Raw genomic sequence first — 16165 nt, 5'->3', positions numbered from 1 at the left:
GTCAGACCTCCGTGGCCAGGCTGGTGTAGCGCCCCATCAGTCGCTCGATCAGCACGATCAGGCCGAGGAGCGCCAGCGTCATGAGGGACGCGGAGAAGATGGCCGCCCACATCGTGGCGAGCTTGAAGTACTGGCCGGACACCATCACGAGATAGCCGAGACCGACATTGGAGCCGATCCATTCCGTCACGAGCGCCGTGATGAAGGCGCCGCTGGCCGAGACCTTGAGCGCGGCGAACAGCATCGGCAGGGAGGACGGCAGCCGGATCTTCCAGAGGATCTGCAGGGGCGTCGCGGACAGGCTGTGCAGCAGCTCCATGCGGTCGGCGTTCAGCGTGTTGAGGCCGCGCAGCAGCGCCAGGAAAACCGGGAAATAGGTGGCGAAGGCGACGATCAGGATGATCGGCACCAGACCGCGCCCCAGCATCACCACGATCAGCGGCGTGAAGACGATGATGGGGATGGCGCGGCTTGCCAAGGCATAGGGATAGAGCATATCGCGCAGGAACGGCACCAGCGTGAGGAGGAAGGCGCCGCCCGCGCCCGCAAGCGCTCCCAGCGCAAAGCCGCCGAGCGCCTCGAACGCCGTCATCCGGGCATGCTTCAGGAGGGTCGCGCTGTGATGGGAAAATTCTCCCAGGACGGCCTGCGGCGACGGTAGCAGCCATTTCGGCAAAAGGCCGGTCCCGGCGCTCCAGCTCCAGAGCAGGATCAGGGCGACGATCAGCACGACCGGCGGAAGGATCGCGCCGATCCGCTCGGGAAATCTGCCGAATTCGGGGAGTTTGCCGGACAGGGAGGAGGACAAGGGCGTTTCTCGCTCGGCGGCTAAGCGGGCTGATGAAGGGCGCGGCGAAGCTGCGCCTCGTACTGGACGAAGCGCGGATCGCCCCTGAGGTCCGGCGTTCGGCCACGGCCGAAATCCACCTCGATGATTTCGGAGATCCGGCCCGGCCGCGGCGTCATCACGATCACCTTGTCGGAGAGGATCACCGCTTCGGAGATGGAGTGCGTGACCAGCAGCAGCGTCGCGCCCGTTTCCTCCAGGATGCGGAGGAGCTCGAAATGCAGCCGGTCGCGGGTGATCTCGTCGAGCGCCCCAAAGGGTTCGTCCATCAGCAGGAAGCGGGGCCGGAGCGTCAGCGCGCGCGCGATCGCCGCGCGTTGCCGCATGCCGCCGGACAGTTCCGAGGGTAGCGACTTCTCGAAGCCCTTCAGCCCGACCAGCGCGAGCGCTTCCTCGGCGCGCGCATAGCGGGTCGATTTCGGCAGTCCGGAAATCTCCAGCCCGAGGGCCACATTGTCGATGATGGAGCGCCAGGGCAGCATGGTGGAGCCCTGCTGCACGAGGGCGTAGATGCGATTGGCGCGCGCCTCCGCCGGGCTCACGCCGTGGAGCAAGGCGGTGCCGGCGGTCGGCTTCACGATATCGGCGAAGACGCGCAGCAAAGTGGACTTGCCGCAGCCGGAAGCGCCGATCAGTGTCGCCCAGCTGCCGCGCGGGATATCGAGGCTGCAATCCTTGAGGGCCTGCACCGAATGGCTGCCACGCCGGAAGACGACGTCGATGCCATCAGCATAAAGCCCCGCCGGCAGGGTCGCGGCGCGGACCCGCGTGGCTTCATCCGGGAAGGCGTTCAGCATGACAATGTCCAGTCCCATCCAGTGCCAGGGGCGCCGTCCCTCGAAAGCTAGGGACAGCGCCGGGCCGCGCACAACCCTCCATTCGCGGACAGATCGTTGCTGCTTGGGCAACGCGGATCGTGGTGGCGGCTCGCGCCGGCGTCACCGAATTGCATGATCCACGTTGCCAAAACGGCAGCGGCGAGCCCGCCGGCTTCGGATGTAGGCTCGGGAGCGGGATCTCGTCCCGCTCCCCGAAGATCGCAACCCGAGAACCGAAGCGATGGCTCCAGACCTTTCCCCGCCCATTGCCGCCGCCTTGCGCGCTTTGGTGGACGAGACCCATGCCTATGCCAGCGAACTCGCGCTCACCTATGCAAACCACGTGCCGATGGTGCTGGTGGCGCAGGCGCGGATGGGCGGCACGCCGGCGCAGATGAAGCGGTTCTTCGGTTTTTACCGCGACTACAAGCATCTGCTGTCATCCGGGGATTGCGGACTGGAGATCGATGCCGGCACCTGGACCGATCATCTCGGCGAACGCGACCATGAGGCGGCCTACCTCCGCTTCTTCCAGAGCGAACTCGCGGCGCGGGGCATGGCGGGGATGCTGGCGGAATGGCTGCCGCAGCTGGCGCCGGGCCTCGGCGCTTCGGCCTTCCATGCCCTGATGCGCACCGCCTACGGCGTCCTGAACGACGATGCCGACGAGGTGGCACGGGGCCTTGCTTACTGGTGCGCCTGCTGGCTGCCCATGCCGCAGCCACGGGGAACGGCCCCCCTTTCCTCGGATCCGGCGGCGGTGCTCGTCCATGCCGGCGCGCTTCCGGCGATGCATGGCCAACCGGTCCACGGATTGATCTGGCAAAACATGCGGCAGTCCTTCGCGCTGCCGGGTTTCGAGGCGGCGGGCGACTGGCTGGCGATCGACGACACGGCCTTGGAGCGCTGCGCGGCGTCGGCGATCGCCCTCTTCGCCGCGACGCAGGATTTTTGCGCCCTGCACGCGGTGACCGGCCTGCACTGGATCCGTGTGCTCGCGCCCTACCACGATGCCACGCCGCAAATGGTCGGCTTTTTCTGGGCAGGCGTTGCGGGACTGATGAACGAGATGGGCTATCCCGCCCTCCCGGCTCCGGAAACGCCGGAGCGCTGGCGCGCGCTCCCCGCCCCCGAATGGCCGCAGATCATGGCGGCCGCCTGCCAGAGCCTCGACGAGCATGACCTCAGCCTCACCTTCTCGGCGCTGCAGGAAGAAGCGGCCTATGGCGACCCGCTTTACCGTCGCGCCGCCGCCCGCCGGCTGGGAATGATCCCCGAGATGAAAGCGTGACGATGGAGCGACTGGAAGATTGCATCGTTGAGGCCGGCACGGCGCTGGTCGGGAGCGATGCGCAGGGCCGGATGCAGCTTCGCCATGACGTGGCGATCCGCATTCATCGCGGCGTGATCGCGCAGATCGGCCCGTTGCGCGGCATGATCGGCGGCAACGAACACCTGCCGCGTTACGGCGGGCCGGACACCATCGCCATGCCCGGTCTCGTCAACAGCCACCACCATTTCGGCATCACGCCGCTGATGGCCGGTGTGCCCTTCGAGCCGCTGGAATTCTGGCTGCCGCAGTTTCGCGCGATGCGCTCGCCCGGCACCCGGCTCGACACGCTCTACAGCGCCATCGAGATGCTGCAATCCGGCACGACCACCGTCCATCATATCGCCAGCGGGCTCGTCGGCGGGCGCGCGCAATGGGACGAGGCGGCCGACACGGCCATAGCCGCCTATGGCGAGATCGGCATGCGAGCCGGATATTCCGTCATGCTGCGCGACCGCAACATCCTGACCTATGGCGACGACGACCGCCTGCTGGCGAGCCTGCCGCCGGAGGTGGCCGGGTGGTTCGGCGCGCGGCTCTATCCGAAGGGCGGCAGCATCGCCGTCTATCTCGACTTTCACGACTCGCTCCGCAAGCGCCATGCGGATAATCCGCGCCTGCGCGTCAACATGGCCCCGGCCAATCTGCACTGGTGTTCGGACGCCTTGCTGGAGGCGATCGGGGGCGCTGCCCGCGACAATGGCATGCGCATCCACATGCATCTGGTGGAGACGAAACGGCAGGCCCGATTCGCCCGCGAGCGTTTCGGCCGCTCGGCCGTGGCCCATCTCCACGAGATCGGCTTTCTCGGCCCCCATGTCACGCTCGGCCATTGCAACTGGCTGGAGGAAGGCGACCGGGAGCAACTGGCCGAATGCGGTTGCTCGGTCTGCCACAATGCGAGTTCAGGGCTGCGGCTCGGCAGCGGTCGCGCCGATGTTGCGGGTCTTGTGCGCGACGGCGTTCCGGTAGCGCTCGGCATCGACCAGTCCAACATCGCCGACGACCGCGACATGCTCCTGGAGATGAAGCTCGCCTGGGCGCTCCATCGCAGCACGGATCTCTTCGGGCAGCGCTTCGACGCGGCCGAGGTGATCATGCAGGCGACCGAGCATGGCGCGATGACGGCCGGCTTCGGCGGCCTCGCCGGCCGACTGGAATGCGGCATGCAGGCAGACATCGTACTGATGTCGCGGCGCAAGATCGAGCGACCCTTCGCCGATGGACGCACGCCGGTTTCCGAACTGGTGCTGCACCGCGCCCGCCGCGAGGCCATCGAAATGGTGCTGGTCGACGGGCAGGTCGTCGTGCGGGATGGGCGCGTGACGCGCATCGACCCGGATGCCGTGATGGAGGAGATCCGCGCCCGTCTGTCAGCGCCTCCGACGGCGGGCGAAAGCGAGGCGCTGGAGATGGTGACGGCAGCCATGCCCCACATCCGCGCCCATCATGCGAACTATGCCTGAGGCGAAGGCCCGGCACTCCAGCCGGGAAGGCTCTCCGCTCAGAAGCCGGCCGCGATCCGGCCGAGACGGGCGTGCAGTTCCTCCGAGGCGCGCGTTGCCAGCGGATGGGTCGAGGCACCGTCGCGGCTCACGCATCCGCCGCCGACATAGACGCCCTTGAGATTGCGCAGACTGCAGGCGAGCACATAGGTGCCGAGCGGATCCCATACCGGCCCGAGATCGGGCGAGCGGGGATCGACCAGCAGGAAATCGCCGAACTTCCCGACCTCGAGCGATCCCACCCGGTCGGCGATGCCGAGCGCCTCCGCCGTTCCGAGCGTATGCAGTCGCAGCATTTGCGCCACGCCCATCGCCTTGGGATCGCGATGGAAGGCGCGCTGCATGTAGATGCCCATGCGCATGTTCTGCCAGGGATCGGAAACATCGGTGCAGGACTGGTCGTCGAGCCCTACGCCCACCCTCATGCCGAGCTCCACAAGGCCGGGGATATCCGCAAAGCCGGAGGCCAGCCGGCCGTTCGATGTCGGCTGCCAGATCATCGCGCAACCGCAGGCGGCGCACTTGCACTTCATCTCCTCCGTCGGGTGGATGAAGTGACCGAAGACGAGGTCGGGGCCGAGCGCGCCTGCCTCCTCGTACCAGGCGAACTTGCTGCGCTGCAGGTCGAGCTGCTCGGAGGTTTCCAGAAAATGCGGCTGGTTGATCACGCCGTAGCGGCGCATGATCGCCACCTCGCGCACCGCCGTGCTTGCGTCGTCGGCCCATTGCACCGAGCCGCTGATGGCATGGCCGAGATGCAGGTCCGACCGGTTCAGCCCCTCGGCGAAAGCGAGGCTCTCGCCGAAACGCTCCTCGATCTCCGCGTCGGAGCCGACCTGATCGTTGATCAGCACGGAATTGATGAAGCGCAGCCCGGCATCCACCTTCGCCCGGATCTGCTCGTGGCCGTAGGCGGCGGGCTTGAAAGGACCGAAACGCGCCTTGCGCCCCTCCTCCATGATGAAGGGCAGGCGGCTGTCGCAGAAATCGTAGGCGGTGGTGATGCCGTTGCCGAGGAAGTCCAGCGCCCCGTGCAGGACGACCCAATAGATATCCTCGGCGTCGCAGTGCCGGGTGTAGCGGGTCATGTGGTCCGCCCAGGCATAGAGCGGGCTGTCGTGGCCGAGCCCGCGCGAACCGGACGTGGAAAGATGCGAATGGCCCGAGATGAAGCCTGGCGCGACAAAGGCGCCGCCGGCGTCGATCACCTCTGTGGCGTTGCCTTCACCGGGACTGCCTTCGCCGATCCCGGTGATCCGTCCGTCCGCCCCGACCCGTAGCCAGCCGTTGAAGCAGGCCGGGCGCTTCGGATCCATGGTTATCAACGCCGCGTTCGCGACGAGCAGGCGATCGGTCAATGCGGTTCCTCGAAAATGTTTGGCGGCGGGCAATGCCGCCGCCAGAATGCATCAGATGATGATCAGAGCTTTGGCGGCTTGGCCATCTCGAGAATGTCGGTGGTGAGGATGTCGCTGGTGTCGACGACGCCGTCGGTCAGGTGCGCATCATTGGCATTCTGGGCTGTCTCCTTCCAGACCGCCGGATCGAGCCACATCAGACCCTTCTCCTTGGTCAGCGGACTGGTCATGTAGGCGCCCTGCTTCTGGGCTTGGTAGACCTGCTGGTCGAGGTCGAGCCCGTCATAGTAGCCGCCGTCGACGAGGAACTTGGCGGCGCCCGCCGGATCCTTGAAGAATTGCTGCCACGCCTTCACCTCCGCGCGGAGATACTTCGCCAGGATCTCCTTGGAGCCGGGCTTGTCGTAGAAATCCGCTTTGACGAAGTAGGAGTTCATCTGGTTGTTCAGCCCGTAATCGCCGAGGCTGATGACGTTGACCGGCACACCCGCATCTTCGATCAGGCGCGGTTCGTTGAAGGCGAAGGTGGTGATCATGCAGTCGATGCGGCCGGCGACGATCGTGGAAATGTCGTTCGGGCCGATCGCCATCGTCTTCACGTCGGATTTGGCGACGCCGTTCTTCTGCAGGAAGAGGTCGGCATAGGCCGCGGCGGTGGTCTTGATGCCGAGCGTCTTGCCCTTGAGGTCGGAAGGCTTGGCGACACCGGAAGCCTTGCTGCAGGTCATCGCGACGGGCGAGCGCTGGAATTCGCCGGCGAAGACCTTGAACTTCTCGCCCTTGCTTTCCCCGGCGAGGATCAGTTCCGGTCCCACGATGCCGATCGTGGCGGCGCCCGAGGACACCATCTGCACCTGGTCGACGCCGACGCCGGCCGGAACGACCGTCACGTCGAGCCCCTCGTCCTTGAAGAAGCCCTTTTCCTTGGCGTAAACGGGCCCGAAGCTTTCCACGTCCGGGATATAGCCGAGCACGACGGTAAGTTTCTGAAGGTCCTGGGCAGAGGCCTGGCCCGCGAGGAGCGCCAGTCCGGCAACGCCGAGCAGAAGAGATTTGAGGCGGGGAACGGCAAACATCTGGAGCTCCATCTTGACCGGCAGGCGGTCGGCCCGACGCATGGGCAGGCTATGCAGTGACCGCGGAGCGCTCAAACCGCAATTTCAGGACGGGACGATGCGCAAAGAGCAACGGGGCTGAGGCGAGGCAAGTCTTTCCAACGGGATGATCAGGAATCGCCCGGCCGAACGGAGACGATTTCCCTCACCGGCGGCGACCGTCCGCTTCGGACGGTTGGACGCCGGTCCGGGAGGAGCCAAGATTGCGCCGGCGCACCGTATCGGAAGCGGTCCGGTGCCCTCCCCTCATCGGTCCCTGGACCCCTGCGCCCTCCGATAGCCGAGGGCTTCCTTCGGCCGAAGCATACAAGGCGGGGCCGCCGCCTGCGGCCGGGCGCCCCCGCCAGCACTTACTTCAGCTTCGAGAACGCCGTCGCGACGAAGAGCTCGCTCTGCAGCGCGGTGAGATGGGCCGAGCCTCCCGGCGGCGGCCAGATGCCTTCCTTGCCGGCCTGGGCCCGCGCCTTCATGCGATCTTCGATGGTCTTGTAGGGCCAGACATGCACCATCTGCAGCGGGCCTTCCTCGACCGAGCCCATCACGGTCAGGAGCCTGGACATTTCCTGCCGGCGCTCGACCACTTTGCTCCAGGCTTCCGCCGTCTCGGGCAAACCGCCCGGCGCGATCGAATAGGTGCGGATTTCATAGAAGGGGCCGTATTCACCGGGCACGATCGGTTCATCCATGAAGGGCAAGGGCTTGAACGCCGTGCTGTGAACCGCACCGAGATGGGCGCCGATACCGTACGGATCCTCGGTTTTCATCAGCCGCGCCCGCTCGGCCGCGAGCTTGTCCTCGTCCTCGTAGGCGGTCAGGAACGCGAACCGGTTCAGAACGCCGAATTCGCATGAGAAGCACCCGAGCGGCGTGCCCGTGCTGGAGAAATTCTCGAAAGTGCTGGGCAGGATCGGCAACACCGCACCCAACGTGTTTGGCAACAGCGCAAGAACAGTCAGATCATAAAGCATGAGTGGTTCCGTCTCCCGATCCACGATGGACTTTCCAGCCGCACCCGATATCCTTGGTACACCACCAGAATCCCAAGCGCATGTCAAAGCCGCGCCACATAGGGACCGACCGGGGAGTGCACATGTCGTTCACGCGCGTCATCACGGGTCGGGTCGTGACCCCCACCGGGATCGTCGACTCCGGCTGGATCGCCTTCGCAAGCGAGACAATCTCCGCCATCGGCAAGGGCGCGCCGCCCGCGGCCGACACGGTCGACGACTATGCCGACGCCTATCTCCTGCCGGGCGGCATCGACGGCCAGACGCATGCAGGCAGCCAGATCGGCTTCCCCGGCATGGGGCCGACGACACGCGCCGCGGTGATGGGCGGCGTCACCACCATCGTCGACATGCCTTACGACGAGCCGGATCCGGTGACGGACGGTGCCGTGCTCGCCGCCAAGATCGCGGGCATCGGCGCCTACGCCGTCTGCGATGTGGCGCTCTACGGCACGGTCACGCCGCAGCCCGACCCTGCTCATGTCCGGGAGTTGATCGATGGCGGGGTCTGCGCCTTCAAGATCTCCTCCTTCGAGGCACATCCGACGCGATTCCCGCGTATCGGCAATGCAGCGACCCGCGCGCTTGCCGAACTTCTCGGCGGCACCGGCCTGCCGCTGGGTTTGCACAACGAAGACCAGGAAATCGTCCGCGCGACGGCCTCTGAATTCATCGCGGCCGGCAAGACGGATCCGGAATTCCACAGCGCCAGTCGGCCGGAAGTCGCGGAGCTGACCGCCACGGCCAACTTCATGGAGCTTGGCGTCGGAACCGGCTCACACCTGCACATCGTGCACATCTCCACCCCGGACGGGTTCGAGATCGTCCGCCGCTATCGCGAGGCCGGGCTGAATGCCTCGGCGGAGATGTGCGTGCACTATCTGCACTTCGACGACGAGGTGGATACCCCCCGACTAGGTGGATTGCTGAAGGTCAACCCGCCGATCCGTGCCGGCCGAAGGGAAGCGCTCTGGCAGGTGCTCGAAACGGGCAATGCCGCCTTTGTCTCGTCCGATCACAGCGCGTGGCCGCTCGACCGCAAGAACAAGCCGTCGATCTTCGACGTCGCCGCCGGAATGCCGGGCCTCGAAACGCTGCTGCCCGCGCTCTTCACCGACGCCGCCGCGCGCCATGGCGCCGACCGCGCCGCCTCGATGGTGGCCGACCTGACGGGCGACAGACCGGCGCGTTTCTTCGGCTTGGCGGCGAAGGGCAAGCTGGCTCCGGGCTTCGATGCCGACGTGGCGGTCATGGCTTCCAGGCCCATGCGCTACGATTCCAGCCGCAATCCAGAGTCTCCGGGCTGGAGCGCCTATGATGGCGAGGAATTCGCGGTCACCCCGGTCGCGACCTATGTGCGCGGCCGGCTGGTCTGGGACGGCGGCAAGGTGACGGCTGATCCCGGTTCCGGCCGCTTCGTGCCGAGGGCCGGATAGGATTGCCGGCGCGAGATAGGGCTCGCGGCTAGCGAGCCCCGCCCGTCAGCCGCTTGATGATGGCGACCTTCACCGCCTCGATATGATCGGCCATCGCGGCGCGCGCCCGCTCGCCATCGCCGCTTTCCAGCGCATCGAGAAGCCGGTTGTCGTCTTCCGCCGCGACGCGGTAGCTCGTCATGTTCCGGTAGGCGTTGAAAACATGCGTGCGACGCCGCAGATCGCGGATCAGGGACGCCATCAGCACGTTGCCGGCAGCATCCGCGATCTCGCCGTGAAGCAGGTCGTCGGCCTCCCAGATCTCGCTGAGGGTCGGCTGCCTGGCAGCTGCGATCCGGCTCAGGGTCGTGCGGATCTCGTCGAGACGCGGCTTGGGAATGTTCCCCGCCGCCAGCCTCGCGGCTTCGGCTTCCAGCAATTGCCTGACATTCAGGATATCGACGAAGGCTTCCGTCGAGAACGGACTGACAGTCACTCCGCGCGTCGGCTGCTTGAACACCAGCCCTTCCGCTTCCAGCCGTCCCAGCGCCTCCCGGATCGGCGTGCGCGAAGCGTTGAGCTGCTCGGCCATGCGCCGTTCGGTGATGACATCGCCCGGCCGCAACTCGCCGCGGATCAGGAGATCGGTCAGTTGTTCGTAGACCTTCGCGGTGAGGCTCTGCCGCTCCACTGCTGCCTGGCCTGCGTCGTCCGACACGTCAGCGACTTCGCCCAAAAGGATCTCCCGAGTGCTCAAGCATTTGGGATAGCCATATGCCGAGGGCAAGGAAAGCCTTTGGTATACCTGAGCCTCCGCTTTTTGCCGACGACTACAATGATCTATTCGTAGGCACCCGGAAGCTTCGCCGCGTTTTTCAGCAACTTCGCTCTCGAGGGGCTTGCAATCGCCCGTCGCTTCACTCACACTTCTTGGTATACCAGTGGCGTTCAAGCGCCGCATGTGTGAGGAAGCGAACAATGGTTCTTTCACCCTGGCGGGCAACCAGCATCCAGATGCGGAGCGAGCGCGCGTCGCAGGCGCCGGACGATCAGGCCGCCAAGGAAGTCATCCAGCGCAACCTCGATCGCCTTGTCGGCTTGATCGAAAAGGCGTGCGCCTCTTCCGAGAAGCCGGATCTGGTGGTCTTCCCCGAATTCGCGATGCAGGGCCCGCCGCTTCACATGAAGGTGCGGGAATGGATCGCGCGCGCCTGCTCCTCGATCCCCGGCCCGCTGACCGAACCGCTGCAGGCGCTGGCGAAGCGCGAAGGCATCTTCATCGCGGGCAACATGTTCGAGGCGGCGCCCGAATGGCCGGGGCGCTACTTCAACAGCTCCTTCCTCATCGACCGGACCGGCGAGGTCATCGCCAATTACCGCCGGCTCAACACCGCCGCCTTCCCCTCCGTGCACGACTTCATGGGCGCCTATCTTGAAGCGACGCCGAAGGAGAAGGTCTTTCCGGTCGTCGACACCGAGCTCGGCCGGCTCTGCATGATCCCCTGCGGCGAGATCAACATCCCGGAAGCGGCACGCATCATGATGATGCAGGGCGCCGAGGTGATCCTGCACCCGACGAATTCGCTGCGCACCGAGCGGCAGGAAGCAGCCAAGCTCCTCCGCTGCACCGAGAACATGATGTACCTCATCAGCGCCAACGTTGCCGGGCCGATCGGTTTCTCGCCGGACAACAAGCATCTCGGCGGCCGCTCGCACATCCTCGACCACCATGGCGAGACCCTCGCCTTCCAGGAGGACGCCGAGGAGAGCATCGGCGTGACCGCGCTGATCGATATCGAGAAACTGCGCCGAGACCGGCGCACCGATACCGGCCTCGGCAACACGCTGCTGCGCGCCCGCTACGAGATGTACGCGCCGTATTACGCCGCGGCGCGCTTCTATCCGCCGAACTACTTCCTCGACGCACCCATGGCCGACGTCGCCGAAACGCGCGCCGCCATCGACATTTCCCGCCGCAACATGGAACGCGCCGGCATCCTCGAGCCGCTTCCGGCGGGTGTCGCCGAACTGGTTGTCGAGCACGCACACTAGGAGAGCAGGATGATCAACGCCGAGGAAAACGAACAGCTCGTCCGCGTCGGCCGGGGCACTCTCATGGGCGACTTCTTTCGCCAGTTCTGGCTGCCGGTATGCCTGTCTTCGGAGCTCAAGGCCGACGGGGATCCCGTGCGGCTGATGATCCTGGGCGAGAAGCTGATCGGCTTCCGCGATACCGAAGGCCGGGTCGGCATCTTCGACCATCGCTGCCCGCACCGCTGCGCTTCCCTGTTCTTCGGGCGCAACGAGCTTGGCGGCATCCGCTGCGCCTACCACGGCTGGAAGTTCGACGTGACCGGCAAGTGCCTCGATCAGCCGAACCTCGAAGACAAGTCGAAATATCCGGCCGGCACGCCCGCCTACGCCTACCGCGTCAGGGAATCCGGCGGGTTGGTCTTCGCCTATATGGGCGAGCGTCAGGAAAACCCGCCGGAACTGCCCGAACTCGAGGCGATCATGGGCGACGGCGACGACCGGAACATCGCTCTGACGCATCGCGACTGCAATTACATGCAGGCGCTGGAAGGCGATATCGACACCTCGCATCTGGGCTTCCTGCATGTCGGCGGCATCGACGGCGACAAGCTGGACCTGAGCGATCCCGAGGCATTCACCGTCACCGAGAAGGCACCCAAGATCAACGTCTCGGTCATGCCCTTCGGAACGATGTATTCGGCCCAGCGCAACGCCTACGAGGGCACCGAGCATCACCGCTTTGCCAGCTATATCTTCCCGTTCTGGGTGACCTACCCGTCCGGATCGCTGGACGAGAACGTGACCGCCAACGCCTGGGTCCCGATCGACGACACCTCGACGATGATCTTCAACATCGATCTGCGCCGCGCCAGCGGTGGCGGCAAGAAGGGCTTGCGATACAAGGACGGCGCGCCCGTGGACGGCCTTGCCCGGCCGCTCGAATACCTGCCGACGACCACCGACTGGAAGGGACGCTGGCGCCCGGTGAAGGACTCCTCGAACGACTACGGCATCGACCGGGAATGGCAGCGCAACGGCGACAGCTATACCGGGATCGTCGGCGTGCCGCTGCAGGACCAGGCGATCCAGGAAAGCATGGACCACGTGGTCGACCGGACGATGGAGCACCTGGCCGCCAGCGACCGCATGGTGATCCTGACGCGGCGGGTCATGCTGGACGCCGCCAAGGCCTATCGTGAAACCGGCCAGCTTCCCGACGTGCTCGATAATCCCGCTCTGTGCAGGGACGCGCGCGGCGGCGACATCGTGGTCCCCTACGGCACCGACTGGCTGGAGGGCTACGAAGAGAAGATGGCCGAGATCAAGGGCTACTCTCCCACACTTCACGCGGCCGAATGATCCACGACGCGAATTTGGGATCCGGCGCGCTGACGCCGGATCCAGCTGACTTAAGCCTTGGACTCGCGGCCGAACGCACCGCTGCCCCGGGCGCGTCCCGGCTCACGCTGCGCGTCCACGCCATCCGCATGGTGGCGGACACGATCCGCAGCGTGGAGCTGATTTCGCCCGTCGGCGGCCCCCTCCCCGGCTTCACCGCCGGCGCGCATATCAACATCAAGCTGCCCGGCGAGCTCAGCCGGTCCTACTCGCTGACCAATGGCCCGGAGACGCGCGACCGCTACGTCATCGCCGTCAACCGCGACATCGCCAGCCGCGGCGGCTCGGCCTACGTGGTCGAGAAGCTCAAGGTCGGCGACCTGCTGCCGGTCGATCCGCCCCACAACACGTTTCCGCTGGTCGAGGACGCCGAGCTCAGCGCCTTCTTCGCCGGCGGCATCGGCATCACGCCGATCCTTTCCATGATCCGGCATCTCGAAGCGATCGGGCGCCCCTGGAAGCTCTTCTACGCCGCGCGCGATCGCGCCAGCGCCGCCTTCATCGAAGAACTGGAGACGCTCGAAGCCAGCTCGCGGGGACGGGTGCATTTCCATTTCGACGCGGAAGCCGGCAAGGTCATGCCGCTGCTCAAGCTGGCTGCCGGCGTGCCCAAAGTGGCGCATGTCTATTGCTGCGGTCCCGCCAGAATGATCGACGTCTTCAGGGCATCCGCCGGCTGGCGCCCGGAAGACAACGTCCACGTCGAGCATTTCGCCGGCACCAACGCGCGGCCGACCACCGCGTTCGACGTGTTGCTGAAACGTCAGGGCAAGGAGTTTCACGTCCCCGCCGGCCAGAGCATCATGCAGGTGCTGAAGGACAATGGCGTGAGCGTCGCCTATTCCTGCTGCGAGGGCGTCTGCGGCACTTGCGAGACCGTCGTGCTGGAAGGCGAGCCGGACCACAAGGACAACGTCCTTTCCCCGCGCGAGCGGGCCTCCAACAAGGTCATGATGATCTGCTGCTCAGGGGCCAGGACCGGCAAGCTGGTGCTGGATATCTGACGGCGGGTCGATTGCCGCTGGTCGTCTTGTCGGCTCGTGAATGGCGAGGTGGCGGCGGCAGGCTGAAGCGCGCCGCCTTCCCCGTCATCCGTCAGCTTGGGATTGGCGCGCAGCGGCTCGTCCATGTCGATGCGACGCCCGCCCCGCCGCGGCACATCCTTGCAAAGCGCGACGCCCGGTCACCGGCTGCGCCCCCTGCCGCAGCCGTTTCGTTCGGCAGCTTTCCTCATCGGCATCCCCGGATGAAGGAAACAGGAGGCGGATTGTCGACGCTTTCCGTCAGTGGTCCTCGCCGACAGCCGAACTGGAGCTCTTCCAGGGCACGATGACCTTCTCCGCCCATTCCATGGCCATGAAGAAGATCATGCCGATGATGGAGATCATCACGATGGCCCCGAACTGCCGGGTGATGTTGAAGCTGGAACCCGCGACCTGGATGACGTAGCCGAGGCCGACGTCCGAGCCCACGAATTCGGCCACGATGGCGCCGATCACGGCCATCACGGTCGCCAGCTTGAATCCCGCGAACATGTTGGGCATGGCCTGCGGCAGGCGGAACTTCCAGAAGGTCTGCCAGGAGTTGGCGCCCATCGACCGGGCGAGGTAAAGCATCTCGGCCGAAGAAGCCTTCAGGCCGACGACCGAATTTATGACGATCGGAAAGAACGTCAGCAAGACCACGATGACGATCTTTGGCGTCACGCCATAGCCGAACCAGGCGACCATCAGCGGCGCGATCGCGACCTTCGGAACGGTTTGCGACGTGACGATCAGAGGGTAGATCGCCCGGTCGGCGAAGCGCGAATAGGTGACCAGCACGGCCAGCGGCACACCGATCAGCACCGAGCAGACGAAACCGATCAGAATCTCGGCAACCGTGTAAGTCGACTGAACAAGCAGCCGGGGCCAGTAGGCGACGAATTCTTCCGCGATGCGCGACGGACTGGGCAGCACGAATTCCGGCGTGTGGGTCACGCGGACACCGACTTCCCAGATCACCAGGAGCGCGATGATGGTCCAGACCGCCGGCGAGATCCTGCCGAATGTCCGCAGCGGCGACAGGCGACGCACGGGAGCGGACGCCATCGCGGACGCGCTTACGTTTTCGATCACAGCCATGGTCAAACCTCCTCACGGAAGACGCCGAGACCTTTGAAGATCTCCGTCAGCTCGCGCATGTAGTTGTTGAACTGCGGGTCCTCGCGCATCATCAAGCGGCGCGGGCGCGGCAGATCTATCTCGATGACACGCTCCACGCGGCCGGGGCGCGGAGACATGACCACCACGCGATCGCTGAGGAACACGGCTTCCGAGATCGAGTGGGTAATGAAGAACACCGTCATCTCGTTGTCCGCGCAAAGACGGAGCAGGTCCAGCTGCAGCTGGTCGCGCGTCATCGCGTCGAGCGCGCCGAATGGTTCGTCCATCAGCAGCAGCGGCGGCTTGTGCAGCAGCGCGCGACAGATGGAGACGCGCTGGCGCATGCCGCCGGACATCTCCTTGGGGTAGGCGTCCTCGAAATCCTGCAGCGAGACCATTCTGAGCAGCTGCCGGGCGCGCTCGCGGGCTGGACCGAGCTCCGACTTGCGGATCTCCGCCTGCACCATGACGTTCTGCAAGGCGGTGCGCCATTCAAGCAGCACATCCTGCTGGAAGACGATGCCGACGTCGGAATTCGGACCCTTGATGGTTTTTTCGCCCACCCGGATCGTTCCGCGCGTCGAGGACACCAGACCGGACACCAGCATCAGCAGCGTGCTCTTGCCGCAACCGCTGGGCCCGAGGATGGACACGAACTCGCCGCGGCGAATGTCGAGATCGATATCCTGGAGGGCATGCACGTCGCCATTGCGGCCGCGGAAGGTCTTCGACACGCCGGAAATGGCGATGTGCGCTTCGGTCGAGCGAGGCACCCCCGGCGGCATGGACATGTCGTTCATTCCACTTCCTCGGCTGGTGGCCGAGCTCCCTGAATGCCCGCGGGCGGTGATGCCGTCGAAGCGGCGGGGCCGGCGCTTCCCGGCTCGCATGGAGCGGGGCCGTGTCGTTGCCGGCCGACCCTCCGGTCAAAGGATTGCTCGTCTCGGCGCGAAACGCCTTTGCCCTCTCCTGCGCCGGGCGGCCCGGCCTGAATGGACAAGCGGAATGCGGGTCTCATCGGCAGCCTCCAGCGAACGCGACGATCGCCCCCTTGCAGTCTTGCCCCTTGCGCAAAGCAAGGACCGCGCCACCGGGCTCCGCCTTCTCCGCATTCCGACTTGCGCCGGGACGGGAGACCTTCGCCTTGTCCGGCGGCAAAGCGGTCAGCCCGGCAGCGCCGGGGTTGAAGACGCG

Annotated in this window: 14 protein-coding genes; 6 read left to right on the top strand and 8 right to left on the bottom strand. The window is 65.8% G+C overall.

Translation table 11 applies throughout. The features are described 5' to 3' along the window. Position 1: 1 nt before the first annotated feature. Both BMY25_RS06640 and BMY25_RS06635 read right to left on the bottom strand, forming a co-directional pair. Entirely contained in the window at positions 2–808 is an 807-nt protein-coding gene (locus BMY25_RS06640; RefSeq protein ID WP_092495831.1) for an ABC transporter permease, read from the bottom strand. 20 nt (positions 809–828) lie between these two features. Then, positions 829–1644 (bottom strand): ABC transporter ATP-binding protein, encoded by an 816-nt coding sequence (locus BMY25_RS06635; RefSeq protein ID WP_092495885.1) that lies wholly within the window; start codon positions 1642–1644, stop codon positions 829–831. A gap of 262 nt (positions 1645–1906) precedes the next feature. Between BMY25_RS06635 and BMY25_RS06630 the strand changes: the two genes are divergently transcribed. Beyond that, the gene (locus BMY25_RS06630; protein ID WP_092495830.1) at positions 1907–2956 is read left to right on the top strand and encodes a questin oxidase family protein; all 1050 of its coding nucleotides are present in this window, start codon (positions 1907–1909) and stop codon (positions 2954–2956) included. A gap of 2 nt (positions 2957–2958) precedes the next feature. Continuing rightward, positions 2959–4461 (top strand): amidohydrolase family protein, encoded by a 1503-nt coding sequence (locus BMY25_RS06625; RefSeq protein WP_092495829.1) that lies wholly within the window; start codon positions 2959–2961, stop codon positions 4459–4461. A 38-nt stretch (positions 4462–4499) separates the two neighbouring features. On the opposite strand, the gene BMY25_RS06620 is transcribed toward BMY25_RS06625, so the two are convergent. The 3 genes from BMY25_RS06620 to BMY25_RS06610 form a co-directional block, all read right to left on the bottom strand. After that, a complete protein-coding gene (locus BMY25_RS06620; protein WP_238858196.1) occupies positions 4500–5858 on the bottom strand; it encodes an amidohydrolase family protein in 1359 nt (452 codons plus the stop codon). A 62-nt stretch (positions 5859–5920) separates the two neighbouring features. Further along, complete coding sequence (locus BMY25_RS06615; RefSeq protein WP_177176744.1) at positions 5921–6934, bottom strand: ABC transporter substrate-binding protein; 1014 nt, start codon at positions 6932–6934, stop codon at positions 5921–5923. A 389-nt stretch (positions 6935–7323) separates the two neighbouring features. Further along, entirely contained in the window at positions 7324–7941 is a 618-nt protein-coding gene (locus tag BMY25_RS06610; protein ID WP_092495827.1) for an NIPSNAP family protein, read from the bottom strand. 122 nt (positions 7942–8063) lie between these two features. Here BMY25_RS06610 and BMY25_RS06605 point away from each other — a divergent pair, with 122 nt between their 5' ends. Continuing rightward, entirely contained in the window at positions 8064–9416 is a 1353-nt protein-coding gene (locus BMY25_RS06605; protein ID WP_092495883.1) for a dihydroorotase, read from the top strand. 28 nt (positions 9417–9444) lie between these two features. On the opposite strand, the gene BMY25_RS06600 is transcribed toward BMY25_RS06605, so the two are convergent. Continuing rightward, positions 9445–10131 (bottom strand): GntR family transcriptional regulator, encoded by a 687-nt coding sequence (locus BMY25_RS06600; protein ID WP_238858195.1) that lies wholly within the window; start codon positions 10129–10131, stop codon positions 9445–9447. 242 nt (positions 10132–10373) lie between these two features. Between BMY25_RS06600 and BMY25_RS06595 the strand changes: the two genes are divergently transcribed. From BMY25_RS06595 to BMY25_RS06585, 3 genes are read left to right on the top strand one after another with little or no spacing between them, the layout of a single operon-like run. Beyond that, positions 10374–11447, top strand: a complete 1074-nt coding sequence (locus tag BMY25_RS06595) for a nitrilase-related carbon-nitrogen hydrolase (protein ID WP_092495825.1) — start codon at positions 10374–10376, stop codon at positions 11445–11447. Positions 11448–11456: 9 nt separating this feature from the next. Then, the gene (locus BMY25_RS06590; protein ID WP_092495824.1) at positions 11457–12788 is read left to right on the top strand and encodes a Rieske 2Fe-2S domain-containing protein; all 1332 of its coding nucleotides are present in this window, start codon (positions 11457–11459) and stop codon (positions 12786–12788) included. Beyond that, positions 12785–13831 carry a PDR/VanB family oxidoreductase gene (locus tag BMY25_RS06585; RefSeq protein WP_092495823.1) on the top strand — a complete coding sequence of 349 codons (1047 nt, stop codon included), beginning with the start codon at positions 12785–12787 and terminating at the stop codon, positions 13829–13831. The genes BMY25_RS06590 and BMY25_RS06585 overlap by 4 nt, the downstream gene beginning before the upstream one ends. A gap of 279 nt (positions 13832–14110) precedes the next feature. On the opposite strand, the gene BMY25_RS06580 is transcribed toward BMY25_RS06585, so the two are convergent. Further along, positions 14111–14950: an ABC transporter permease gene (locus BMY25_RS06580; RefSeq protein ID WP_238858194.1), complete on the bottom strand. Its 840-nt coding sequence runs from the start codon at positions 14948–14950 to the stop codon at positions 14111–14113. A gap of 2 nt (positions 14951–14952) precedes the next feature. Next, positions 14953–15771 carry an ABC transporter ATP-binding protein gene (locus tag BMY25_RS06575; RefSeq protein WP_092495822.1) on the bottom strand — a complete coding sequence of 273 codons (819 nt, stop codon included), beginning with the start codon at positions 15769–15771 and terminating at the stop codon, positions 14953–14955. Positions 15772–16165: the final 394 nt, after the last annotated feature.

This window comes from Faunimonas pinastri, from assembly GCF_900110915.1.
GTDB classification, from domain to species: Bacteria; Pseudomonadota; Alphaproteobacteria; order Rhizobiales; family Afifellaceae; genus Faunimonas; species Faunimonas pinastri.
This window is presented reverse-complemented; position numbering and strand designations above follow the sequence as displayed.